Origin of the sequence: Bacteroides sp. AM44-19 (assembly GCF_003603395.1) — a bacterium.
In the GTDB taxonomy this organism is placed as follows: domain Bacteria; phylum Bacteroidota; class Bacteroidia; order Bacteroidales; family Bacteroidaceae; genus Bacteroides; species Bacteroides uniformis.
Map to the genome: position 1 here is coordinate 601864 of NZ_QTNB01000001.1, position 24696 is coordinate 626559.

20 protein-coding genes are annotated in these 24696 nt (G+C 47.2%); 11 read left to right on the plus strand and 9 right to left on the minus strand.

Annotated features, from left to right (window positions below; translation table 11 throughout):
* Positions 1–211: 211 nt before the first annotated feature.
* The gene (locus DW947_RS02790; protein ID WP_117962614.1) at positions 212–2422 is read left to right on the plus strand and encodes a putative porin; all 2211 of its coding nucleotides are present in this window, start codon (positions 212–214) and stop codon (positions 2420–2422) included.
* Between the two features lie 11 nt (positions 2423–2433).
* Positions 2434–3264, plus strand: coding sequence for a transporter substrate-binding domain-containing protein (locus DW947_RS02795; protein ID WP_044467289.1), 831 nt, complete (start codon positions 2434–2436; stop codon positions 3262–3264).
* Positions 3265–3537: 273 nt separating this feature from the next.
* On the opposite strand, the gene DW947_RS02805 is transcribed toward DW947_RS02795, so the two are convergent.
* Entirely contained in the window at positions 3538–5463 is a 1926-nt protein-coding gene (locus DW947_RS02805) for an NAD(+) synthase (protein ID WP_022402096.1), read from the minus strand.
* A 296-nt stretch (positions 5464–5759) separates the two neighbouring features.
* Here DW947_RS02805 and DW947_RS02810 point away from each other — a divergent pair, with 296 nt between their 5' ends.
* The 6 genes from DW947_RS02810 to DW947_RS02835 all read left to right on the plus strand — a co-directional run bounded on the left by DW947_RS02810 (position 5760) and on the right by DW947_RS02835 (position 9291).
* Entirely contained in the window at positions 5760–6194 is a 435-nt protein-coding gene (locus DW947_RS02810; RefSeq protein WP_005826619.1) for a Fur family transcriptional regulator, read from the plus strand.
* A gap of 26 nt (positions 6195–6220) precedes the next feature.
* Positions 6221–6778: an NADH peroxidase gene (locus DW947_RS02815; protein ID WP_005826622.1), complete on the plus strand. Its 558-nt coding sequence runs from the start codon at positions 6221–6223 to the stop codon at positions 6776–6778.
* Between the two features lie 124 nt (positions 6779–6902).
* On the plus strand, positions 6903–7427 hold the full coding sequence (locus DW947_RS02820) for an RNA polymerase sigma factor (RefSeq protein WP_117962612.1): 525 nt from the start codon (positions 6903–6905) through the stop codon (positions 7425–7427).
* Positions 7424–7882 carry a hypothetical protein gene (locus DW947_RS02825; RefSeq protein WP_044468197.1) on the plus strand — a complete coding sequence of 153 codons (459 nt, stop codon included), beginning with the start codon at positions 7424–7426 and terminating at the stop codon, positions 7880–7882. Before DW947_RS02820 ends, DW947_RS02825 begins: the two co-directional genes overlap by 4 nt.
* Before the next feature lie 12 nt (positions 7883–7894).
* Positions 7895–8365, plus strand: a complete 471-nt coding sequence (locus DW947_RS02830) for a DUF4252 domain-containing protein (RefSeq protein ID WP_005826627.1) — start codon at positions 7895–7897, stop codon at positions 8363–8365.
* Positions 8366–8385: 20 nt separating this feature from the next.
* The gene (locus DW947_RS02835; protein WP_117749532.1) at positions 8386–9291 is read left to right on the plus strand and encodes an outer membrane beta-barrel protein; all 906 of its coding nucleotides are present in this window, start codon (positions 8386–8388) and stop codon (positions 9289–9291) included.
* A gap of 111 nt (positions 9292–9402) precedes the next feature.
* Here the strand turns inward: DW947_RS02835 and DW947_RS02840 are convergent, their stop codons facing one another.
* Positions 9403–11064, minus strand: coding sequence for an OmpP1/FadL family transporter (locus DW947_RS02840; RefSeq protein WP_044468198.1), 1662 nt, complete (start codon positions 11062–11064; stop codon positions 9403–9405).
* A gap of 36 nt (positions 11065–11100) precedes the next feature.
* Entirely contained in the window at positions 11101–12483 is a 1383-nt protein-coding gene (locus tag DW947_RS02845) for a hypothetical protein (protein ID WP_117749533.1), read from the minus strand.
* A 280-nt stretch (positions 12484–12763) separates the two neighbouring features.
* Here DW947_RS02845 and prmA point away from each other — a divergent pair, with 280 nt between their 5' ends.
* A complete protein-coding gene (gene prmA, locus DW947_RS02855; protein ID WP_057256391.1) occupies positions 12764–13606 on the plus strand; it encodes a 50S ribosomal protein L11 methyltransferase in 843 nt (280 codons plus the stop codon).
* Positions 13607–13610: 4 nt separating this feature from the next.
* Here the strand turns inward: prmA and DW947_RS02860 are convergent, their stop codons facing one another.
* The 4 genes from DW947_RS02860 to DW947_RS02875 all read right to left on the minus strand — a co-directional run bounded on the left by DW947_RS02860 (position 13611) and on the right by DW947_RS02875 (position 18911).
* Complete coding sequence (locus tag DW947_RS02860; protein ID WP_016273403.1) at positions 13611–14882, minus strand: ABC transporter permease; 1272 nt, start codon at positions 14880–14882, stop codon at positions 13611–13613.
* Between the two features lie 6 nt (positions 14883–14888).
* Positions 14889–16193, minus strand: coding sequence for an ABC transporter permease (locus tag DW947_RS02865; protein ID WP_016273402.1), 1305 nt, complete (start codon positions 16191–16193; stop codon positions 14889–14891).
* Between the two features lie 144 nt (positions 16194–16337).
* Positions 16338–17195: a glycoside hydrolase family 25 protein gene (locus DW947_RS02870; RefSeq protein WP_165859458.1), complete on the minus strand. Its 858-nt coding sequence runs from the start codon at positions 17193–17195 to the stop codon at positions 16338–16340.
* 69 nt (positions 17196–17264) lie between these two features.
* The gene (locus DW947_RS02875) at positions 17265–18911 is read right to left on the minus strand and encodes a diphosphate--fructose-6-phosphate 1-phosphotransferase (protein WP_005826644.1); all 1647 of its coding nucleotides are present in this window, start codon (positions 18909–18911) and stop codon (positions 17265–17267) included.
* A 307-nt stretch (positions 18912–19218) separates the two neighbouring features.
* Between DW947_RS02875 and DW947_RS02880 the strand changes: the two genes are divergently transcribed.
* The gene (locus DW947_RS02880) at positions 19219–19524 is read left to right on the plus strand and encodes an RNA recognition motif domain-containing protein (protein ID WP_057088124.1); all 306 of its coding nucleotides are present in this window, start codon (positions 19219–19221) and stop codon (positions 19522–19524) included.
* A gap of 79 nt (positions 19525–19603) precedes the next feature.
* Positions 19604–20101: a cold-shock protein gene (locus tag DW947_RS02885; protein WP_005826650.1), complete on the plus strand. Its 498-nt coding sequence runs from the start codon at positions 19604–19606 to the stop codon at positions 20099–20101.
* A 90-nt stretch (positions 20102–20191) separates the two neighbouring features.
* On the opposite strand, the gene DW947_RS02890 is transcribed toward DW947_RS02885, so the two are convergent.
* Entirely contained in the window at positions 20192–21568 is a 1377-nt protein-coding gene (locus DW947_RS02890) for an efflux transporter outer membrane subunit (RefSeq protein WP_005826651.1), read from the minus strand.
* Positions 21569–21585: 17 nt separating this feature from the next.
* Positions 21586–24696: an efflux RND transporter permease subunit gene (locus DW947_RS02895; RefSeq protein WP_117962606.1), complete on the minus strand. Its 3111-nt coding sequence runs from the start codon at positions 24694–24696 to the stop codon at positions 21586–21588.

The window sequence follows — 24696 nt, forward strand, 5'->3', positions numbered from 1 at the left end:
ACGCCAGAATAAGAGATAAAGGAAAACGGATAAGCCCTTGTGATATTTTATTGCAAGGGCTTATTTCATTTCAAGCCGGAAAAAGCATGGATTCAAGGGCAGAGAACCGGAAGCAGTATAGAACAAAACAGAAAACAAGACAGTTTAAAAGAAGCAAAAAAGGCTGAATTCAGTAAGCAAATAATTTTTTATTGTATCTTTGCGCCTAATTATGAGACGAATTGTACTGACATATATATTTCTGTCCGTTATAGGGATATGGGGGGCTATGGCGCAAAACACCTTAAACCCGATGAACAATCGCGACCGGTTCGGTAACCAGATTGACCCGAATACCCAGCCGGACAATCTGGAAGACAGTACCAATACTGAGATTCAAAGTCTTCCACCCAAGCTTTACATGTGGAAACTAAGTGAGACACTGGGCAACCGTACCATCATACCTGCCGACACAGCCAGCCTCAACTTCCAGAGCACCAATCTGGTGGAAGGAATGTTCGGCCATTACAACTACTTGGGAAATCTAGGTTCTCCACGTCTCTCACGTCTGTTCTTCGAACGGGAGGAAAGCGAACCTACCATCTTCATGGCTCCCTTCTCCAGTTTTTTCACACGTCCCGACCAGGTGCTTTTCACCAACAGCAACGTGCCTTACACCAATCTTACCTACTACAAGGCCGGCAACAAAGTGAACGGTGAAGAACGCTTCAAGTCCTATTTCTCCGTCAACGTCAACAAGCAGTTGGCATTTGGCTTCAACATCGACTATCTGTACGGGCGCGGTTATTACCAGAACCAGTCCACCTCGCACTTCAATGCAGGTCTGTTCGGTAGCTATATCGGCGAGAAATACCAGGTACAAGCAGTCTACAACAACTTTTTCCTGAAGATGAACGAGAACGGCGGTATTGCAGACGACCAATACATCACCCGTCCCGAAAACATGTCCGGAGGAAAGAAAGAGTACGAGTCCACCACTATTCCGGTCAAATTGGAACAGAGTTCCAACCGTAACAAGGATTTTTATATCTATCTGACACAGCGCTATCGTCTTGGTTTTACGCGGAGAGTACGGAACACACAAGAAGGCAAACCGATGGTATCCGCACCCAAAGCCTCATCCTCCCCGTCCTCTGAATCCGAAATATCCGCTTCGAACAACGACATAGCATTGCCAAACGACAGCATAGCATCAAAATCGGTCAGCACACTTGCAGCTGCCAATGACAGCCTGCCGTCTGTTTCTACCGCAGACAACGACTCACTTTTCGAAGAAGAGTTCGTCCCCGTCACCAGCTTTATCCATACCTTGAAAGTAGAGCGGTCGCGGCACCAATTCCGTTCGGGAAGCGAGCCCGAAGGATTCTTCCCGGAAGACTACAAGCTTTACAAGAATTACAGCAACGACTCCACCACGGCATTCAGTGTAAAGAACGTGTTCGGAATAGCCTTGCTGGAAGGTTTCAACAAATATGCCAAAGCCGGACTTACGGCTTATATCTCCCACAAGTTCAGCCGGTACGACCTGATGAACACGGACACGCTTACCGACATGCGCCGCATCCGCTACACCGAACAGGAAATCTTCGTGGGCGGCGAGCTCGCCAAGCGCGAAGGCAAACTGTTGCACTACAACGTAAACGGTGAAGTGGGGTTGGTAGACAAAGCCATCGGGCAGTTCCGCGTCAACGCCAATCTGGACCTGAACTTCCGTCTATGGAAAGATACGGTGAACTTCTACGCCCGCGGTTATGTGAGCAACACGCTTCCTTCCTTCTATATGCGTCATTATCACTCCAACCACTACAACTGGGACAACGACAACATGGACAAGGAATTCCGTACGCGTGTGGAAGGCGAGCTGAACATTTCCCGTTGGGGAACCAATCTCCGTGCCGGCGTAGAGAATATCAAGAACTACACCTACTTCAACCAAAGCGCCCTGCCCGAACAGAACGGAGGCAACATACAAGTGCTGTCCGCCACACTGAAACAAGACTTCCGCCTCGGTGTCTTCCACCTGGACAATGAGGTGACCTGGCAGAAGACGAGCAATGAAACAGTACTTCCACTGCCCCAACTCTCGCTCTACCATAACTTCTACATATTGGCTAAACTCGCCAAGAAGGTGCTGACCGTTCAGTTGGGTGCCGATGTCCGTTACTTCACCAAGTACAACGCACCCGCCTATGCACCCGGCGTCCAGCAATTCCATCTGCAACCTACGGACGATTTGGTGGAAATAGGCGGTTACCCCATCGTAAACGTATATGCCAACCTGCACTTGAAGCGGACGCGTATCTTTGCCATGATGTATCACGTCAACGCGGGTATGGGAAGCGCCAATTCCTTCCTGGTGCCGCACTACCCCATCAATCCGCGCTTGTTCAAAATTGGCGTCTCATGGAATTTCTATGACTAACAGATGACTGTATGACGAAAAGCAGACTGCTCAAATACGCACTTCTGGGAATTGCAGCGGCTCTCATTGCCCACTATCTCATCAAGAAAGAAGAGAAACCGAAAGGTCATCCGCGCGATTATGCCGAGATAGCTGCCGAAGGCATCATACATGCTTCGACGGAATACAACTCCATCAGTTTCTATGTGGATGATGACACCTTGTCCGGTTTCCACTACGAGCTGATAGAAGCTTTTGCACGCGACCACGGGCTGCAAGCGGCCATATCACCGGAAATGAGCTTCAACAAGCGGCTGGAAGGCCTGGCCGACGGGCAATATGACGTGATTGCCTACGGCATCCTCGCCACCAGTGAGCTGAAAGACTCCTTGCTGCTTACCACCCCTATTGTGCTGAACAAGCAAGTGCTGGTGCAACGCAAGCTTGAGAATATTTCCGACTCGTCATTATTCATCAAAAGCCAACTGGACCTGGCTGGAAAGACACTGCACGTAGTGAAAGGCTCCCCTTCCATACTACGCATCCGCAACCTGGGAAATGAGATAGGCGACACCATCTACGTTGAGGAAATAGAGAAGTACGGTTCCGAACAACTGATTGCCTTGGTAGCCCATGGAGACATCGACTATGCCGTATGCGACGAAAGCATTGCCCGTACCGCAGCCGACAGCATTCCTCAAATAGACATCAATACCGCCATCAGCTTCACGCAATTCTATTCCTGGGGGGTAAGCAAACAGTCCCCTATCCTGCTGGACAGCCTCAACACATGGCTGGATAGTTTCAAAAAGGGAAAAGAATACAAGAAAATCTACAAACGATACTACGGGAAACGAAACTAAGCTGCACTTTTCCATACACGCAGCATATCCCTACTTTTACAACTAGTTATCAATCAGCAGCTTATTACTGCAAAATCCTGCATACATTTTGCAGTGCCACTGCAAAGCCGTTGCAGTGGCACTGCACACCGATATGCAGTACGACTGCAACAGTTATGCAGTGATACTGCAACACGTTTGCAGTCGCACTGCAAAATACATGCAGCAAGAATGCAAACAAGATGCAGTCATCAAATACCCATATCGATATTACGGCATACCCGAAGTAAAGAATTAGAGTCCTTCCACCTCCCTTAGCCACATCTCCGACGAAGCATCGCTCGGCATTCTCCAATCACCGCGCGGACTCAGAGAGATACTGCCCACCTTCGGACCATCCGGCAAACAGGAACGCTTGAACTGCTGGTTGAAGAAACGACGGCAGAAAGTCTGCAACCATTTTTTGATGGTTTCTTCATCATACATCCCCTTGAATGTGTGTGCTGCCAGGAAAAATATCTTGGAAGGACGGAAACCGCAGCGCAGGAAGTAATAAAGGAAGAAGTCGTGAAGCTCATACGGCCCCACCAAATCCTCGGTAATCTGCTGGATATTACCGTTCTCATCTGCCGGAATCAGTTCCGGGCTGATGGGAGTATCCACAATATCGAGCAAGGTAGCACGTGAAGCATCGTCCATATCATGCTCTGCCACCCATTTCACCAAGTGCTTCACCAGAGTCTTGGGGACGCTGGCATTCACACCGTACATCGACATGTGATCGCCGTTGTAAGTGGCCCATCCTAAAGCAAGTTCCGAAAGGTCGCCCGTACCGATAACCATTCCCCAGGTCTGGTTGGCAATATCCATCAAGATTTGGGTACGCTCCCGTGCCTGCGCATTCTCGTAAACCACGTCGTGCACATGGACATCATGGTCTATGTCTTTGAAATGCTGTATGCAGGCCTCCTTGATACTGACCTCGCGGACAGTCACACCGAGGGAGTTCATCAGGTCGATGGCATTCGTGTAAGTACGGTCGGTCGTTCCGAATCCCGGCATGGTGACACCGACAATACCCTGGCGGGACCATCCCAACTTATCGAAAGTCTTTACGCAAACCAGCAGCGCCAGCGTAGAATCCAGTCCGCCCGAAATGCCGATAACGGCACTCTTCGCTTTAGTATGCACCAGACGTTGCGCCAGTCCGGACACCTGGATGGAGAATACCTCCTCACAGCGTTCGTCCAACGCTATCCCCTGCGGAACAAATGGATGCGGTTCAAAAGTACGTGTTAGGTTCAAATCCCTGCTGTTGACATACTCCGTAGAGATTCGTACCGGAAGGGCCGAAACACAATTTGCATGGCAAGCCGCGAAGGTCGTATTCACCCGGCGCTCCGTACGCAAGTGTTCCACATCAATTTCACTGATGACCACCTGCCCTTCGAAAGAGAAGCGTTCGTTTGCCGCCAGCAGAGTCCCGTTCTCATAAATCAGTCCGTTGCCGGCAAACACCACATCCGTAGTGGATTCTCCGAAACCGCATGAGCTGAATACATAACCGGCAATGCACCGTGCCGACTGCTGGCTGATAAGCGAGCGCAGATAATTGTGCTTGCCGATACCTTCATTGTCGGCCGAAAGATTGAACAAGATTTCCGCACCTTGCAGTGCCAGCGTGGAACTGGGCGGTATGGGTGCCCACAAATCTTCGCATATCTCCACTCCGAAAGTGGTATCTGCCGTTTCGAACAGCAGGTCTCTCCCCATCGGAATAATCTGCCCGCAAAGGCGCACACTGTTTTCTGCCACATCACATGCGGAAGTAAACCAGCGCTTCTCATAAAACTCCTTATAATTGGGAAGATAAGTCTTCGGGACAACGCCCAGCACTCTCCCCTTCTGAATGACAACCGCCGCATTCAGCAACACACCGTTCAGTGCAACGGGCATGCCCAATATCGAAATGATATCCATCTGGCGCGTATTGTTCAGAATCTGTATCAGCCCCATTTCCGCCTCTTCGAGCAGAAGTTGCTGGGCAAAGAGGTCGCCACAAGTATATCCGGTAATGCACAACTCCGGAAAAGCAATGATTTGCACACCTTTCCCATCGGCTATAATAATCTCTTTTTCAATCTCTGAGGCATTGAACTTACAGTCAGCCACCTTGACACGGGGCACAGCCGCCGCTACTTTTACATATCCGTAATTCATAAGGATGCTATATTATTTATTCGGTGCAAAGATACGGCAAAATTCTGATTAAGAGAGATAAGGGAAAAACGTTTTATCTATATCGGCACGAGAAACTGACTAAAACCGGGTGCATCCTGCCTTCGCTTTTATGACAAAAATACGGCAACCTACCTACAAGAAGAGGAACATATATAAACAATTTTAATGACCGCAACTAAAAATTTTCCAAAAATCTTTTGGAGAATTATAGGAACTTCCTATCTTTGCAAGTGAATTAAAAATGTAATAATTACAAGTTTGAAACTTTAGATTATATGGATGTAGTAAAACGATTGCAGAATCATAATATCAAGCCTTCAGTACAGCGCATAGCCATCATGAATTACTTGATAGAGCATCGTACGCATCCCACGGTGGATGAAATCTATACGGCACTGTCTCCCTCCATACCGACACTGTCTAAAACAACGGTATACAATACCTTGAAACTACTGAGCGAGCAAGGTGCCGCACAAACCCTGACTATCGACGAGCGTAACACATGTTATGATGCCGATACCAGCCCGCACGGTCATTTCTTGTGCAAGCGTTGCGGAAAGATTTATGACTTGATGTGCAATAACAACATCAAGAAAGTGGTCGACATGGATATGGACGGGCACGATGTGCAGGAAATCCACTACTATTATAAAGGAATCTGTAAACATTGCATAGAAGAAGAACGTTTAAGAACAACAAAGAATAACTAATTCAACTAATTAAAATCTGAGAGAAAATGAAAAAATTTAGATGTACTGTATGCGGTTACGTATACGAAGGAGATGCAGCTCCCGAAAAGTGCCCATTGTGTAAAGCTCCCGCAAGCAAGTTCGTAGAAGTTGAAGAAGCAACAGCTGACGGCCCGCTGGTATTTGCCGACGAACACGTAATCGGCGTAGCCAAAGGTTGCGACGACGAAATGATTAAAGACCTGAACAACCACTTCATGGGCGAATGTACAGAAGTTGGTATGTACTTGGCAATGAGCCGCCAGGCAGACCGTGAAGGCTATCCTGAAGTTGCAGAAGCTTTCAAGCGTTACGCTTGGGAAGAAGCAGAACACGCTTCCAAGTTTGCCGAACTGCTGGGCGACTGCGTATGGGACACCAAGACAAACCTCGAAAAGAGAATGAACGCAGAATCAGGTGCATGCGAAGACAAGAAGCGTATCGCTACCCGTGCCAAAGCATTGAACCTCGACGCTATCCATGACACCGTTCACGAAATGGCTAAGGACGAAGCCCGTCACGGTAAAGGTTTCGAAGGTCTGTACAACCGCTATTTCAAGAAATAATCCTATACTTTTATAGTAATGTGAAGAAAAGGGACTGCTAATGTTAGTAAGTCCCTTTTTTTATTCCAACTTTTTTCACTTTACAATGTCACGTTTGTATTTCCCATTCGTCTTATCTGTGTAAATGGAACTCAAAGAATTCAAAATAACCGTTCTTCCACTCCGTGCCAAGCTGTTGAACTATGCACGGAAGTTGACCGACGAACCGGAGGATGCAGAAGATGCCGTCCAGGAGGTACTGCTCAAGCTATGGAACAAAAGGCTTGAACTGGAGCAATACCGGAGCATCGAAGCATTTGCCATGACGTTGACGCACAACATCTGTATAGATATGTGGCGCTGCAAACGCAACGACACCCTATCTCTCGACATAGTGCAGGCGGCATCCCCCACCGGAACACCGGAACGGCTGTTGGAAATCAAAGATGAAATCCACCTGATGCACGAAATCATCCACTCGCTGCCCAATCTTCAACGCACCATCATGCAGATGAAGGACATCGAAGGATACGAAACGGACGAAATCGCCGAAATCACGGGATGCGGACCGGAAGCCATCCGCAGCAATCTGTCAAGAGCCCGGAAGAAAGTGAGAGACGTTTACCTGCGAACCATACAAGAAAGAAAAGAAAGGAGAAATGAGCCATGAAGATAGATGAACTGCTGGATAAATATTTCGAAGGGGAAACTTCCTGCGAAGAAGAGCGTGAACTGCGCCGTTTCTTTACCGAAGAGGAAGTGCCGGAGCACCTGCAAACGTACCGCCCCCTATTCGCTTATCTGAACCGGGAAGCAACTTCAATGGCAGAACCGACAGAGGAAAAATCCGTAACAACAGAATCGGCAAAGGAAGTACCCGCACAGCGGAAGCCTTTCCGTCTCTATCGCACATTCTATGCTGTCAGCGGCATTGCCGCCGGATTGCTCCTGCTTCTCGGGGTAGCTAAGATTATATTTCCGCTTTCCGATGTTCCCGAAAATTATGTCGTCATCGACGGCCAGCGGTATACAGACGAGAAACTGGTGGAAGCCAAAGCACTGGAAGCCCTGCAGAACGCCAGCTTCACGGATGAAGATTTAAGCAACTTACTGTTTCAACACTAATATAACAAGGTTATGAAAACATCTATACTGATTTGCATACGTAGTCTGTGCCTCTTTTCCCTGCTGATTTGCCTGCCAGCCTTTGTACATGCACAAGAGAGACTGCAAATAGCCGACCTATTCAGCAAGTATGGCGAGCAAAAGGACGTGACCAGGGTAGAACTGAACGGCAGTATCCTGAAATCTTACCGCATGACTACCTACAAGAGCCTTGTGTTCAAGAATGTATCCCCCTATCGCCGGGAAATTCAGCAGGCCATTGTACACGACAAGCAAGATAACGCAAAGAAGGCGCAGGAGGTAATGGAAAGCGGTGTGCTGCGTAGCGCTTATTACCAACTGAAAGAGGTGGAACGCAATGGAAAGAAGCTGAACCGCTACATCATTTTCAAGATAGGAAAAGACTCCATGGGCACTTTGATTTACATAGAGGGTCTGCTCAGTGAAAAGGAAATGATGGATATGCTTTACAAATCGGAATAACACTAAAAACAATATACGATATGAAAACCAGAATTATGATTTTGGCCTGCCTGCTTGCTGTGCCGGCCGGCCGCATGGCAGCACAACAACAGACTGACCCTGAACAGAAAGCTACAGTACAGACACAAGGCGACTCCATCATCATCCGGAAAGGAAAAGGAGACATGCGCATCAAGGTGTACGAAGAGCAGTTGGAAGACGGAGAAAAGAAAGAAGTACAAATTTATGAAGGAGTCTATCTCGAGAAAGTGGATGCAGACAAGCGCACTTTCCTCGACGCACTGCCATTCATCCCCAAAAAGAGAAGATACAATGCTTACGAACCGCACTGTTCCGGTCTGTATATTGGCTACAGCCGGCTGGCTAACGACTTCCTTTCCTTCGGAGCAAGCGACAAGATGGGACTCGACTTATCCAAGTCATGGGAATTCGGCTTCAACATCCTCTCCGTATATCACAACTTCAAGAAGAACCCGCATTGGGGAATCAACCTGGGAGTCAGCTGGGGATACCGTTCTTTCAATATCGACGGTAACTATGCCTTGCTGAAGGAAAACGGAACCAGCATCTTCACCGCAGGCAACGAAGACACCAGTTACAATAAAAGCCGTCTGCGCCATTTCTTCTTCCGTATACCCGTATTGATGGAATGGCAGCAAAGAGTGGGAAGAAACAAAGTGTTCTTCAATGCCGGTCCCGAATTTGAGATACGTCACAGCGTGAAGTCATTCTCACACATCAACGGAGGCAAGAAGAAAACCGTAGGCAAAGGTATGTATGTGCAGCCCGTCGGCATAAACCTGCTGGCACAAGCCGGTTATGGTAATATCGGCATTTACCTGCGCTACTCCACATACGGATTATTCCAGAAAGACAAGGGACCGGAAGTATCTCCCTATTCATTTGGCGTGGCATGGTATCTGTAATCCCTCCCCTATAACACAAGACTCCCCGAAATGTATTTGTACATTCCGGGGAGTTCTTTTATACCCTAAGGTATTGACAATGAAAGGTTATCTGCAATAAAAATTGTTCTTCTAAAAACGCATGCCCAATGTAAATAGCACTTTACTGCGAGTGTTGGTAACTTCCGTTGTTGGCGGTGTTACCAAGCCATTTATATCATTATAAAACGGATAGAAATCAGATTTATAAGTATCGAATTTATAAGCCAAATCCGCATAAAACGAAGAAAAGCGATAACCGATACCTAAAGTGAAAGTATTCATCGATTTGCTATTGGCAAAATCCGTATCTGTATTTATAGAATTGGAAGGCAATGCCTTAATAGCATCCTTTTTATAGGCTGCAGTACTGTAATTGTAACCGGCACGCAGAGAGAAAGCAGGTATCGGCTTGTATTCTGCTCCTAAACGAAGCGTACTTACCCCCTTCATACAGAGGTCAGCCTCACCCGTTTCCCATGCCATCTCATCACCTTCAGGATATTTGAACTTCATGCTTGAGTAATCCTCATATTCATATTCAGCTCCCAAAGCCAGATTATTACCTACCGTATAGCCTAAACTGGCGTTAAACACCCACGGGGTTTGCAGTTTAAAGTCACGGTCCATGTCTCTACCGCCCAATGCAGAATAAGTATCTACAGTTGTACGAGTAAGACGTTCATTCCCCGCATCATCAGGCAAATACAAATCCGAAGTCAGTAATGCCCCCGTAGTATAAGTCAGTTTGTAATAGATAGGAGTATGCACAGCTAAACCTATACGAAGCGGAGAATCTTCAATCGGCCGGAAAATGGCGCCGAATTTAAAGTCGAAACCCGAACCATGTATACGATTAAAGCTCTCCAAGGAATAACCTTCGTCATCATAAACATGTGTATCTCCTTCCAATGTATAGGCATACTTTTCATCATAAAGGGAATACTTGTTGTAATCCACATCATAAGCACCCAGAGTAACACCAAAGTAAAAACGGTCATTTATATTGAAGGAGATATTGAAATCATATTGGTCAACACCGCCACGCTCACGCGACAAGAAGTAAGCATCCGCTTCGGAAGGAATATAAGGAGGATAAGTATTATAGTCCTCACTTTCTATATCCTCAAGAACAAGTGCACCTTGATACCCCATAGTCCCCAGCCATCCAGCATAATTATGTTGATAAATATCCTTGCGCCCATAGTCCAAATAAGCTCCTTGATCCGGGTAATCATATTGAGGACGATGATAGAACGCATAAGCTGCATCCGTAGCCTGCTGCGCCATACTCCGCACTTGAGATACATATTGATTATCTATGCTTCCCATCAACCCCTGCATCGTCATATTCTTATAGAATGACTTTGATTTGTGGTAATTAAAACCAAAATTCACATACCGCAAAGGAGTATGATTGCCTATCTTCGAAGCTATCACAAAACCGGCATTATCAAAACTCCAGCGGTTCTTGTTCGTTTCAAATTTATTACCTACATAATTGCTTTCTGTACCCGTCATTGAATAGCCAAAGGTAAGCATAGCATCATTGCTACGATAAATACCGATACCGGCAGGATTGGTTCCTATGGTAGAAATATCACCACCCAATGCTCCCATAGCTCCGCCCATTCCGACAAAACGGGCGGTTCCATTCAATTCCTTCTGTGCAATATTCGTTGCATCATATATTGTCTGTGCCCCTGCGCCTACAGCTGTAAACATAGCAAGGGCTATCATGGTTATCTTCTTCATAATTCTTAGTCTTGTTAGATTAAAACATACTTATACTTACCGTCTTCTGGAACCACCGCCGCCACTGGAACGACTGGCACCACCGCCACCACCACTGGAGTAACTGGAACGTGAGCTACTGCCTGAAGAGAAGCTGGAAGAAGAACGGGTGCTACCGGATGAACGTACAGGAGCAGAATATGAACGACTGCTGCTACGATTGTTATCATTAGAATAGCTGCGTGTCGGCGCAGTGCTTGAACCTCTGTTATAAGTCGATGAAGTTCTGCTGCGTGTTGAAGTTCCAACAGAAGAACGTACACCGGAAGAACGACTGCTGCGAACTCCTTCTACACTGCTATTATATGAACTACTACGCGTACTGCTTGGACGGGTGTAAGTGGAACGGCGGGTAGAAGCTGCACTCGAACGATTTACACTTGAGCGAGTTGCAGAAGAACCCGAACGAACTGTAGACGAACTTCTTGTACCCACCACCCGACGGGCTGACGTACCGGTACTGCTACGTCTCACTTGACCGGAAGTAGTACTGCTACGACGTACAGTCTGCCCTCCATTTACAACAGAAGAACGGCGGGAAGTGGAAGACGATACTCTGTTTCCGGCATATGAAGAACGGCTCGAACCATAAGAACGTCTATTGGTATATGCATTTCCCCAATGGCCGCCTCCCCAATGACCACCGCCACCGGGATAATATCCGGGATGATAGTGATGGTGATGATGATGTCCCCACCAGCCACCGCCGTACCAGCCGCCCCAGCCAAAGCTCCAGCTCGGACCGTACCAGCTGTTCCATCCCCAGCCATAGTAAGGATAACCGCCCCAACCATAAGAGTTATAGCGCCAATCCCACCACAAGCGGTTGGTGAATGTAGGGAAAGCATATGCATATAATCCGTCGGTATACACGTTCCAATCCCAGGAATTCAAGCCATAGACCACATCCCAATATAGCGGGCTGCTGATGCTGATGGCATAACGGGGATTACGGAAACGGATGATACGGGTAGCATACTCGTAATCATCCTGCGAACCTTCAAATTCACCGTTCACCCATTCGCCGTCCAGGCCGTCATCTTCTTTTTCATTGATGTAAAGGGTATCGTTCTCCATCACGAAATCATTGTCGCGGGAGTCATAACGGCGGTTATATTCGTCCACATCGCGGGTGTTTCCCTTACGGTCTTTTACTACAACAGTAGTGCTTCCCGGCGATGAATAGACAGTGGTCGGTACATTCGACTTTACTACAATCTCTTCTACGGGAGCAGCGACTTTCTTCTCCTGCTTCACCTCTTCTTTTTTCTCTTCCTTATTCTTGGAAGGAGTGTAGTAAAGGTCGTCATCTATACTTTGTGCCACCAGTGTCCATGGGAGGCACAAGGCAAAAAGCGATAAAAAAACAATCTTTTTCATATTAGTTTGGTCTATGGATTTTACGTTTATCTATTTCTTCACGTCACAAAGATAACGCCGGATTTTATCCCATGCAGCAGATTTTCCCCAAAGATTTATAGGGAATTCCCTAAATACCCTATCATTCAATAAATCAAAGTCCCTGCCGGATAAAAAAGAGCACGTTCGTTTTATTCTACCCTCGGTTTGCATTACCTTTGCAGAAAGATAAACAAATATACGCAGAAACTGGTTTGCTTCTAAAAATCATGTTCTGTATTTAACAAACAATCATATTCCGATGAAATATTTAGAATTTACATTCCGCACCGTTCCGTGCACAGAAATAGTCAACGATGTACTTTCCGGCGTCTTGGGCGAAGCCGGCTTTGAAAGTTTTGTCGAGCAGACCGACGGCATCACCGCTTACATACAGAAAGACCTTTATAGCGAAACCGTCCTCAAAGAGGCACTTGCCGACTTCCCCCTGCCCGACACGCAAATAGCATACAGCTATGTGGAAGCCGAAGATAAAGACTGGAACGAAGAATGGGAAAAGAACTTCTTCCAGCCCATCGTCATCGGAGACCGCTGTGTCATCCACAGCACTTTCCACAATGATGTTCCCCAGGCTGAATATGACATCGTCATCAATCCGCAGATGGCATTCGGCACGGGGCACCACGAGACCACCAGCCTCATCATCGGCGAACTGCTGGACAGTGACCTGCAAGGCAAATCACTGCTCGATATGGGTTGTGGAACTTCCATCCTTGCCATACTGGCACGCATGCGTGGAGCCTCTCCTTGTACGGCTATCGACATAGATGAATGGTGCGTGCGCAACTCCCTCGAAAATATAGCATTGAATGGAGTGGACAACATTGCCGTATCCCAAGGCGATGCCTCCTCTCTGAAAAGCAAAGGTCCGTTTGATATGGTTATCGCCAACATCAACCGCAATATCCTCCTGGCGGACATGAAGCACTACATAGCTCGCATGAATCCCGGAGCGGAGTTGTTGATGAGCGGTTTCTACATAGATGACATTCCCGTCATCCGCGAAGAAGCCGAACGTAACGGACTGCACTTTGTCCACCATCGTGAGAAGAACCGATGGGCAGCGGTGAAGTTCAGAAAATGAGCATTTATTCATCCCGTAACGCTTCTACCGGCGATATACGGCTGATACTGTGCGCTGGAATGTATACACCAAGCCATGTCACCGCCATCATCACCACATATACCAGCAGTGATACGATGCAGAAATGTGCAAAGAAATGATTGGTCAGGTAAAGGTCGCCATATCCCGGCACGCCGTCATCCAGCGTATAGAATCCTTCATAATAGGCCCACTGGAAATACAAGAAACAACCGACAAAGACAGCTATGGTTGTCATGATAAAAGCCTCTCCTATCAACATTCGGCAGATACCTCCGGGAGAGGCTCCATAGGATAGGCGGATACCTATTTCCTCGCGGCGAGTCCGTGTATGCAGCCAGAAGGTACCGCTTACAGCCAACAGCAAATTTATCATGAAGAAATAGGCCAAAGCATACTTCATCCGTATCTCGTTCGTAGCTCCTTCCTGCAAATCACTTTCACGCTGCACTTCATGGAAAGGAGTCAGTTTCGTGAACACCAACGAACCGGACGAAAGGTTATCATCCACCCACGACATGAATTCTTCTATAAAACGCCCTTCGGAAACATCCGCCTTTGTCCGGAAAAATATACGCAGCCCGCTATCAAAGGCCCATGAGGGCATCTGTTCTTCATTTCCATAGGAAACCAAGCGTACCAGATAAGGTTGCATACTGTTCCGCATTTTAATAGGCTTCATGATTCCTGCAACACGAATTTCCGTGGAATCATAAGTACTGTACACGCTTTGCCCGATCAAATCCTTGCCTTCGGAAAGCAACATGACGGCATCTTCCGACATTATCACGCTGCCTTTGGGAACTTCCAGCTTCTCAAGTGTCTCCCAAGCACCATCCTTAGCCGAACGGAAACGCCAAGTCCGGAAAAAGCCGGAGTTCGTAAAAAAGGGAATATACGTCATGCGTACCTCTACTGAATCTTTAAAAACTCTATTCATATTATTACCCGGAGAACTGGGATAGGCTCCGGACAGCACACATGTAGCTGACTCAATGTCCTTGTGATGGCGCAATCCCTGCATAATCCGTTCAAAGTCCCGGGCAGGAACGGAAAGTGTATCCGCCTTATTACGCGTCACCTCCAGACGGTAGAGTCCTTCAGCATCGTAACCGTTCGGGATGGACTGGTTGTATGTCAAGACAAACAACGGGTCCAGAACAGCCCAACTGACTATCGTTATCACCACCAGTTCCAGCATAATCCACAGATTGTGCCGACGGCTGTTCCACAGCATATTCATGATTTGTTGTAACATAACTTATTATTTTTGTCGGCTGAGCGAATAAACAATATCTTTCTTCAAAGCCACGCAGGTGGGTATCAATGCCGAAAGTAAATTCAGTACCACACAAACCACAAACGTAACTGCAAACAAGGTAGGATTGAACAGCATATCCGTCGTTATGCTCATCTGAACACTGTCCGGTAACGGTTGCGTTCCTCCGTCAAGCATGGTCAGCAACCAACTCTTAGCAAAGTACACCATGCTGAAAGAGAGTATCAGCCCCATAATGCCTCCCAAGCACGTCAGCAAAAGATTCTCCCATACAATCTGTGAGAAAAGACGTTCCCCGGTAGCACCGAATGCTTTCCGTATTCCCATCTCAGGAAGCCTGCGCTCCATGCGCGAGGAAATCATTCCTGACAAATTGAGTGCAGGTACTAACAACAGCATCAGCAGCCACAATCCCATTTGCCGGACTATCACAAAGAAATCCAAGTCGTCCATGTCATTGACATAAAACAGCGTCTTCCAATAAAGATAAGGCTGACCGTGCATCACCAGATGATAATCATCATGCGGCAGAGTATTGAATTTGCGTACATATTCATCTACCTGCAATTTCACCCGGTCGGCATCTGCTGCCGAGGGCAGAAGAACTGCCACCTGAAACGGTCCGATTACTCCCCACTGGTTATTGTCTCTCACATAGGCAGGCTGGCAGGTATAAGGCAACCAGACTTGCGCGTAACTCAGCTTCATGGCATAGCTTGGCGACTTCACGACCCCACATACACGGTAATCCGTATAATTCAGTTTGATATACTCCCCCACGGCATCCCCTTTTCCAAAAACACGGCGAGCCATATCTTCCGAAATAACCGCTGTACGCATGCCACTCTGAAAATCGGCATCAGTAAAAGGTTGTCCGTAAATGAAGGAAAAATCGAATACTTTCCAGAAGCCGGTATCGGTCAGCTTCACAAGTGCTGAAAGAGGACGCTTCACATTCCCTACTTTCACAAACCAGCTATCGGCATCGCTCACGGCAGTCACAGCTTCCACTCCCTCCAAAGAGTAAAAGCAATCCTTTACAAAAGGGATGGAAAATTTCCAGGTAGTATTCCAGTCCGTATCTTTTGTATATTGCATATGAGCTGAAGATGCAACAAGCATACGGCTACGATGGGTCTCAGGATAGATATCCCCTATCTTTATATAATACAAGACAGCCAGTACCATGACCATAGAGATAGCCAGTCCGGTAGCGACAATATAGAAGCAACTGAACAAGGGTTGCTGCTTCAGCATCATAAAAGATTGTTGCAAGTATTTTCCTATCATACAGATACATATTAATGTATGATAAAAAGCAAAAGACAGACCAAACTGCCAACAATCAGATTATCAAAGAAAAACGAAACTAAGCCTGTGTCCGAAAATGAACACATGTCCACTATCGGACAGATGAAAAACAGTAACGACGGATTACTTCTGCAATGTAAGCGCCTGCAACTCTTCCAGTGTCCCGTTAAAGACGTTCAAATCCACCTCTTTTTCGATACCGGGCACAGTGCCTACATCGGTGTGCTGCCAAAAGTGCCACTTGCCCTCATAGCGCACGGAATCTACATAATAATGGGCTATCCAATAAGGATAAGCATTGAAAATGGAATCGCTGAGATAGCGTTTCTTGAATTTATAGGAAGTATAAAGAATAGGCTTTACGCCGTAATGCGCCTCTACTCTATCCAGCCAAGTCTTGACTGCCGTTTTAAGTTCCTGCGGTGACTGCTTGCCGGTAGTCTCCACATCAAGTACGGGAGGCAGGTCTCCCTTTGCCAGCTGCACGGTACGGATAAAGAAATCGGCTTGCTTGCGGGCATCGGTCTTAGGGATAAAATAATGATAGGCACCACGGATAAAACCGTATTTACGCGCCTGGCCGAAGTTCTGCGTAAACGTATCGTCACCATGATCGCCGCCTTCGGTAGCTTTCAGAAAAATAAAGTGAATGGGAAATTGGGCTTCTCTATTATGTGTCAGGAGTTCCCAATCTATCTTTCCCTGATAGTGGGATATGTCTATGCCATGCACCTCATAGTTGCAAGGCATACATACACCGTAACCTTTCTGACCATAACAAGGCTTCCAGCGATAAGCATAAGGACGAATGAAAAACCAGTAAAAGCCGGTAGAAAAAACAAGAATGATACAGACCGCCAAAAGATTGCGCAACCATACGGGCATGGTACGCGGCTGCATTTTCTTCTTGCTCCGCGGAGAGGAAGAACGACGAACGGCAGCAGTTCTGCGCCGGGAATTTGTGGAGGTCTTGGTTGCCATGAGTAAATGAAAAGAAAGGGCGGAATGAACCGCCCCTCCGTTTTATTGTCAACTAGTTGATGCGTCAACTTATTTAGCCTGCTCCAACTGCAAAGTCTTCGTAGCCTGGTCACAAACTTCTGTCGGACCGAAGTACTGGATAGGACCCGGATAAACATAGTCTGTTTCCATAGCCCAACGATCACGCTGAGCGGCGAATGCCTTGAACGGAGCACCGTCCAGCTTCACCAGAGCCTTCTGGATAACCGGCTTCATTTCACCGTGGCGACGTTCCATGTTCATCATCATAGTGATGGGCACACCGCCTGCAATCCATTCTTCGGCAGGAGCAGTAGTGTTGCGTACAGAAGACATGTAACCGGTCTTTCCGTTAGCAATCAATGCAGATGCTGCATAACCCAAAGAGTAGCAGTAGTCAGCGTCGAAGTTTGACGGAGCAGCGCAACGTCCTTCGTAACCGAAGAAGTGGTGTTGTGCAGCAAACTTGCCTACGAACTTGCCCTCTTCTTTCCACTGAGCCAGCTTGGTACCCACCATTTCGGACAGCAACTTTTCAGTTTCAATCAGAGATACCTGTACGTTTCCGTGCGGGTCGCGGTCCAGAGACAATTGGCGAGCCACGCCTTCGGGCAAGCTTGCGTAAATGGCAGCATTCTCCGGAGAGAGTTTACGGATGATATAATCGCGTTGGTGAGATTTCTTAATTTGAGCAAACTCTTCTGCATTGGCAGCAAGGAAGTCGTTCAACTCAGCAATTAGACGCTTCATGGCCGGGATGAATTCAACCAATCCTTCGGGGATAAGAACCGTACCGAAGTTGTTGCCCTGGGCTGCACGTTCAGCAACAACCTTGGCAATGCTGGTCACGATGTCGTCCAAAGACATATCCTTAGCTTCAACCTCTTCAGAGATGATACACATATTGGGCTGTACCTGCAATGCACATTCCAAAGCGATATGAGAAGCAGAACGTCCCATCAGCTTGATGAAGTGCCAGTATTTACGGGCAGAGTTACAGTCACGTTGGATGTTGCCGATTACTTCAGAGTAAGTCTTGCAAGCCGTATCGAAACCGAAAGAAGTTTCAATCATATCATTCTTCAAGTCACCGTCGATGGTCTTGGGGCAACCTATTACCTGCACGCCATAATTCTTGGCAGCATAGTATTCAGCCAGTACGCAAGCATTGGTGTTGGAGTCATCGCCACCGATGATTACCAGTGCCTTGATGCCGAGTTCCTTCAGGATTTCATAACCTTTCTCAAACTGTTCTTCCTTTTCCAGCTTGGTACGGCCCGAACCGATGATGTCAAAGCCGCCCGTATTGCGGTATTCATCAATGATGTCAGCAGTCAGTTCCATATAATTATGGTCAACCAAGCCGCCAGGGCCCAGAATAAAGCCATACAATTTGCTGTCTTTGTTCAGCTTCTTGATACCGTCGAAAATACCGGAAATCACATTGTGACCGCCAGGAGCCTGTCCACCGGAAAGGATAACACCCACGTTCATTGCGGGGAAGTTAACCACCTCATCGGTAGTTTCAAACTTAATCAAAGGCATTCCGTACGTGTTGGGGAACAATTTCTTGATTTCTTCCTGGTCAGCAACAGACTGAGTAGCTGCGCCTTCTGCAGCCTTAACAGTTCCTTTCAGCGCTTTCGGAAGTTTGGGCTGATAGGCAGCCCTTGCAATTTGCAATGCACTTTTAGTCATTTCTCTTAATTATTTAAAGGTGTTAGTAAAGTTCCGTTTAAAAGCGTCGCAAATTTCGCTTTTTTTCGTAAGATATGCAAACGAGAGGCCGAAATAATGTATAAAATGACATTTATCGTTTTTTATCCTAAAATAAAAAGGAGAAGAAAGCAATTAACTGATTTATTGTGTTATCTTTGCCGCAAAGTTTGAGTTACGAGTCGTTATCGCATTGTTCTTCTTTTAATATACAACTATTATTAGGCGGTCTCTTCCATAATTATTCTCCATACTCCAATTTAATAATTACAATTAATTAAAATTTCAAATGAACATTTACATTTCAGGTTTAAACTTCAGCACAACAGACGCTGATTTGAGCGATTTATTTTCAGAGTACGGAGAAGTTTCTTCTGCAAGAATCATTACAGACAGAGAAACAAGAAGATCCAGAGGTTTCGGTTTCGTAGAAATGCCGGACGATGCAGCAGGCCAAAAAGCCATTGACGAATTGAACGGTGCTGAATTTGACCACAAACAAATCTCGGTAAACGTGGCACGCCCCCGCGAAGAAAGACCTTCCAATGGCGGCAATCGCGACAGAAGAGGCGGTTACAACTCTAGAAGATATTAATATTCTTAACTACTGACAAAAGCAGGAGGTGTTGTAGCAATGCCCCCTGCTTTTTTTATAACTCAATAAATAAAAATACATGGCCAAATCCATCTCCGCAGACAAGCGTGAAAATGAAAAGAAAAGACTCGCCCGACGAGCTGAAAAACAAAAAAAGAAAGAAGAAAAAAAACTATCCAACAAAGCCAATAGCTTTGAAGATATGATTGCCTATGTTGACGAAAACGGCATGATAACCTCTACTCCTCCGGCAGAAAACACTCCCAAAGAAGAAATAAAGCTGGAAGAAATCGTCATATCAACTCCCAAAAAAGACAAGGAAGAACCGGTCATCCGCAGAGGACGTATCGAGTTTTTCAATGAATCGAAAGGCTTCGGCTTCATCAAGGACTTATCCGGGGTCGAAAAATACTTTTTCCACATTAACAATGTGCTGACAGATATAGCAGAAAACAATATTGTGACGTTCGACCTCGAACGTGGCCTTAAAGGCATGAATGCTGTAAACGTAGCTCTTGAAGTAGAAAAGGCAAAGGAAAAGAAAGAAAACAAGGAGACTCTAAATACAGAATCCTAGATGAAATAAGCCAATTATAGAACAAGGGCGTGTATATACCATCAAATATTTCGGTACATACACGCCCTTGCTGTCTTCTTTAATCACACGTCATTCGGTTTGCCAGCCACCCCCCAATGCCTTATAGACATTTACCATGGCAATAAGTTCGTCGCGGATGGCATTGCTCACCCCTATTTGGGCATCGAAATAACCACGCTGGGCATCGAGCACATCCATATAATTGATGACGCCGTTGATGTATTGCAACTGTGCCAAATCCACATATCCCTTGGCAGAACGTTCAAGTTTGGCACGCAGTTGGTAGACCTCCTTTATCTTATTGAAATCTACAATGGCATTCTTCGCTTCCTTAAAAGCATTCAGCACTGTCTTTTCATAGCTATGCACTTCGGCTTCAAAAGAAGCCTTCTGTGCATTCAATGCAGCACGGTTCTTTCCCCAACCGAAAAGTGGTGCCAAGACTGCCCCATTCAATAAGGAATAGGGAGATTCCAGGAAATTGGATAACACATCACTTTCCAATCCAAATTGTCCGGTCAGGGCCAAACGGGGGAACATATTGGTATAAGCAACTTTCACTCTGGCATGTTCAGCCCTCAACTGCTGCTCCGCCACACGGACATCGGGGCGACGTTCCAACAAATCGGAAGGCAGACCTACCGGTAAGGACTCCGGCACATCCAGTTCCTGCAGAAAATTGACACGCTTGATACGGGTAGGGAATTCCCCCACAAGGAAGGATATATCATTTTCTTTCAGAGAGATACGGCGTTCCAAATCCGGAACAAGAGTAGCCGTACGAGCCAACTCCACTTGAGCCTGTTGATAAGAGGTCTCCGAGGTCAGCCCTCCTTCAAAACGGATACGCGCCAAGCGCACTCCCTCTTCACGCGCCTTTTGTGTCTGGCGCACAATCTCCAGTTCCGTATCAAGGGCTACCAGCTCATAATAAGCCTGCGCCACTTCGGCAACGATGGTCATGCGCAACGCACGCTGCGCCTCCACACTTTGCAAATATTCGGCCACAGCAGCCACTTTTTTCCATCTCAAGTTTCCCCAAAGGTCCAGTTCCCAAGAGAGCAACGCCTTGGCTTCGTAAGTATTGCCTACATCACGGCTATGACCACCGTAATTCTCCACCTCGCGCTCAGCCTCCACCTTTCCGGTGAGCTGCGGCAGAAGGTTGGCAACACTGATACGTTTTTGGGCAGCCATCTCCTTGACACGGGAAGCTGCAATCAGCATGTCTTTGTTATATTCCAGAGCACGGTCTATCAAAGCACGCAGCGTGCTGTCCGTATAAACTGCCTGCCACTGTTCATCGGCTATGCTCATGCTATCCTGCTGCTGTGCCAGGCTATCCGGCAATGCCATCTCCGGACGCACATAGCTCTTGCCCACCTTGCATGAGGTAAGGGCAAACATACTCAGCAACAAAATAATATATATGTTCTTTCTTTTCATAAACGTTGTCTTTAAAATCAGTCTTTCTTAATCTTATGCTGCACTTTGGCTTTTGTCTTGTATACCAGGACAAAGAAGAACGGTACAAGCACAATACCGAATACAATGGCAAATATCATTCCGAAGAAAACACCCGTACCGATGGCCTGACGGCTCGCCGAGCCCGGTCCGCTTGCCAACACCATAGGAAGCATTCCCAATACAAAGGCGAGGGAAGTCATCAGGATAGGCCGGAAACGGAGTTGGGCAGCATGGATGGCAGACTGTATCAAGTCTCCTCCCTTGTCAACCTGCACCTTGGCAAACTCCACAATCAAAATGGCATTCTTTGCCGCAAGCCCCACCAGCATCACCAAGCCGATCTGGAAATAAATATCATTCTCCAATCCGCATATCACAACGCCCAGATAGGCACCCAAAGCGGCAACCGGCAGTGAAAGCAATACAGCGATAGGCACCGTCCAACTTTCATATTGCGCAGCCAAAAAGAGGAATACGAAAAGGAATACCAGCGTAAGCACAAGACCCGTCTGTCCTCCCGCCTTCTTTTCCTGATAGGAAAGGCCACTCCACTCCAGACCGATATTGTCCGGCAAGTGGTTACGTGCAATCTGCTCCATAATCTCCATTGCCTGGCCGGAACTGTAGCCTTGTGCCGCAGAACCGCGGATGACGGCAGTGGTAAACATATTGAAACGCTTGATACTGCCCGGACCGGTGGTATAAGAGGCATTTCCCAAGGAAGTAAGCGGCACCATCACTCCGTCTTTTGCCTTTACAAAGAACAAGTTGATATTATCCTTATGCTCACGATAAGGAGCCTCGGCCTGGATATACACCTTATATATACGGTTGAACATATTGAAGTCATTCACATATACTGAACCGGTATAGGCCTTCATGGTAGAGAATACATCCGCCAGGGGCACACCCAGCATTTTCACCTTATCACGGTCCACATCAAAATAAAGTTGCGGTATTTCAGACTGCAAGGATGATGAAAGCCCCGTCAGCTCCTTATGCTTCTGGGCATAATACATCAGCGTATCTGCCGCCTGCACCAAGTTGTCAAACGTCGCCTCTCCACGCGCCTCAAGCTGCATTTCGAAACCTCCCGAGGTACCCAATCCCGGAATGACCGGAGGCGTGGAAAGATAGACCTTGCATTCGGGATATTCCTTCAAATCCTGCTCCACATTCTCCATTATCTTATCGATGGAAATCCCCTTACGCTCTTCCCACGGTTTCAGAATAACCGTCAGCTCACTGCGTGCCTGGTTGCTACCCACACGGGGGCTGCTACCCGTCACGTTCTGCACATAGGCCACATAGGGATTCTTCTCCAAGTATTGCACGGCACGGTCGGTCACCACACGGGTTCGCTCCAAAGTAGCACCTTCCGGCAACTCCAACTCTATCTTAAAATAGCCCTGGTCTTCTACCGGCAGGAAGCTGGTAGGCACCAACCGGTGGATAATGAAAATGGCAACCAGTACCAGGCCGAACGCACTCATCAAGCGGCGGGGATTCCTGATGACCCGGTTAATGACAGCCACGTATTTGTGATTGCCCAAGTTCAGCCATTCATTGATTTTGCGGAAAACTATGTTCTTTTTCTTTCCACTGTCGGGCTTCAATATGAGCGAACACATGACGGGACTAAGCGTCAGGGCCACTACCGTAGAAAGCAATACGGAAACGGCGATAGTAATGGTAAACTGACGGTATAACTGTCCGGTGATTCCGCTCAAGAAACTTACCGGCACAAACACGGCACAGAGCACCAATGATGTGGCAATCAAGGCACTTGCCAATCCGTTCATCGCCTTTTTGGTAGCTTCATACGGGCTCAATTTCTCCGTCTCCATAAGATGTTCTACATTCTCCACCACCACAATGGCATCATCCACCACAATACCGATGGCGAGAATCAATCCAAGCAAAGTCAGTATGTTCAGAGAGAAACCGAAAATAAGCATGAAACCGAAGGTACCAATCAGGGAAATAGGTACCGCAACAATCGGTATCACCGTCGCACGCCAACTTTGCAAGGATAGAAATACAACCAGCACCACCAGAATCAGCGCTTCGAACAACGTCTTGTACACTTCGTGAATGGATTCGGAAATATAAGTCGTCATGTCGAAGGGAATCTCATAACTCATCCCCTCAGGGAAATTTGCACTGATTTCCTCCATAGCAGCCTTTACGCTCTTTGCAACTTCCATTGCATTGGCCCCGGGAAGCATATAGATACCGAGAACGGCAGCATTCTCACCGTTGATGCCACTCTCCGTGCTATATGAAGATGCTTCCAATGAAACACGCGCCACATCGCGCAGACGGATAATGGAACCGTTGGCATTGGCACGGACCACAATGTCCTCAAACTGCTTTGCCGAACTTAAACGTCCCTGGGTAGTGATAGGGATAGTAATGTCGAGTCCCTTCACCGGCTGTTGTCCCAAAACACCCGCAGCAGACTCACGGTTCTGGTCCTTCAGGGCATTCTGCAAATCCTGCACCGTCAGTCCGAAGTTGGCAAGTTTGTCGGGCAACGCCCATATCTGCATGGCATAGTAGCGGCTACCGATGTTGGAAACACGTCCCACACCGGGGATACGGCGCAACAAGTCGAGTACATTGATAGTAGCAAAGTTACTCAAATAAATTTCGTCGAACTTCGGGTCACTGGAAGTCAGACAGATAGTCATCAATTGGCTGGGAGCCTGCTTTTCCACAGAAATACCGTTCTGAATCACTTCGGCTGGCAAACGGCTCTCCGCCAGTTTCACACGGTTCTGTATTTCTACGGCAGCCAAATCCGGGTCGGCAGACACGTCGAAAGTGACCGTAGCTGAAAATCCTCCGGAATTAGAACTGTTGGACTCCATGTACAGCATACCGGGAGTACCGTTTATCTCTTGCTCGATAGGGGTTGCCACCGCCTGCGAAACAGTCAATGCACTGGCTCCCGGATAGGAAGCACTGATTTTCACTACGGGAGGCGTTATCTGCGGATATTGGTCTACCGGCAGCATGGTCAGGCCAATGATACCGACAATTACAATCACAATCGATATCACCGCCGAGAATACCGGGCGGTCTATAAAGAAACTTACTTTCAT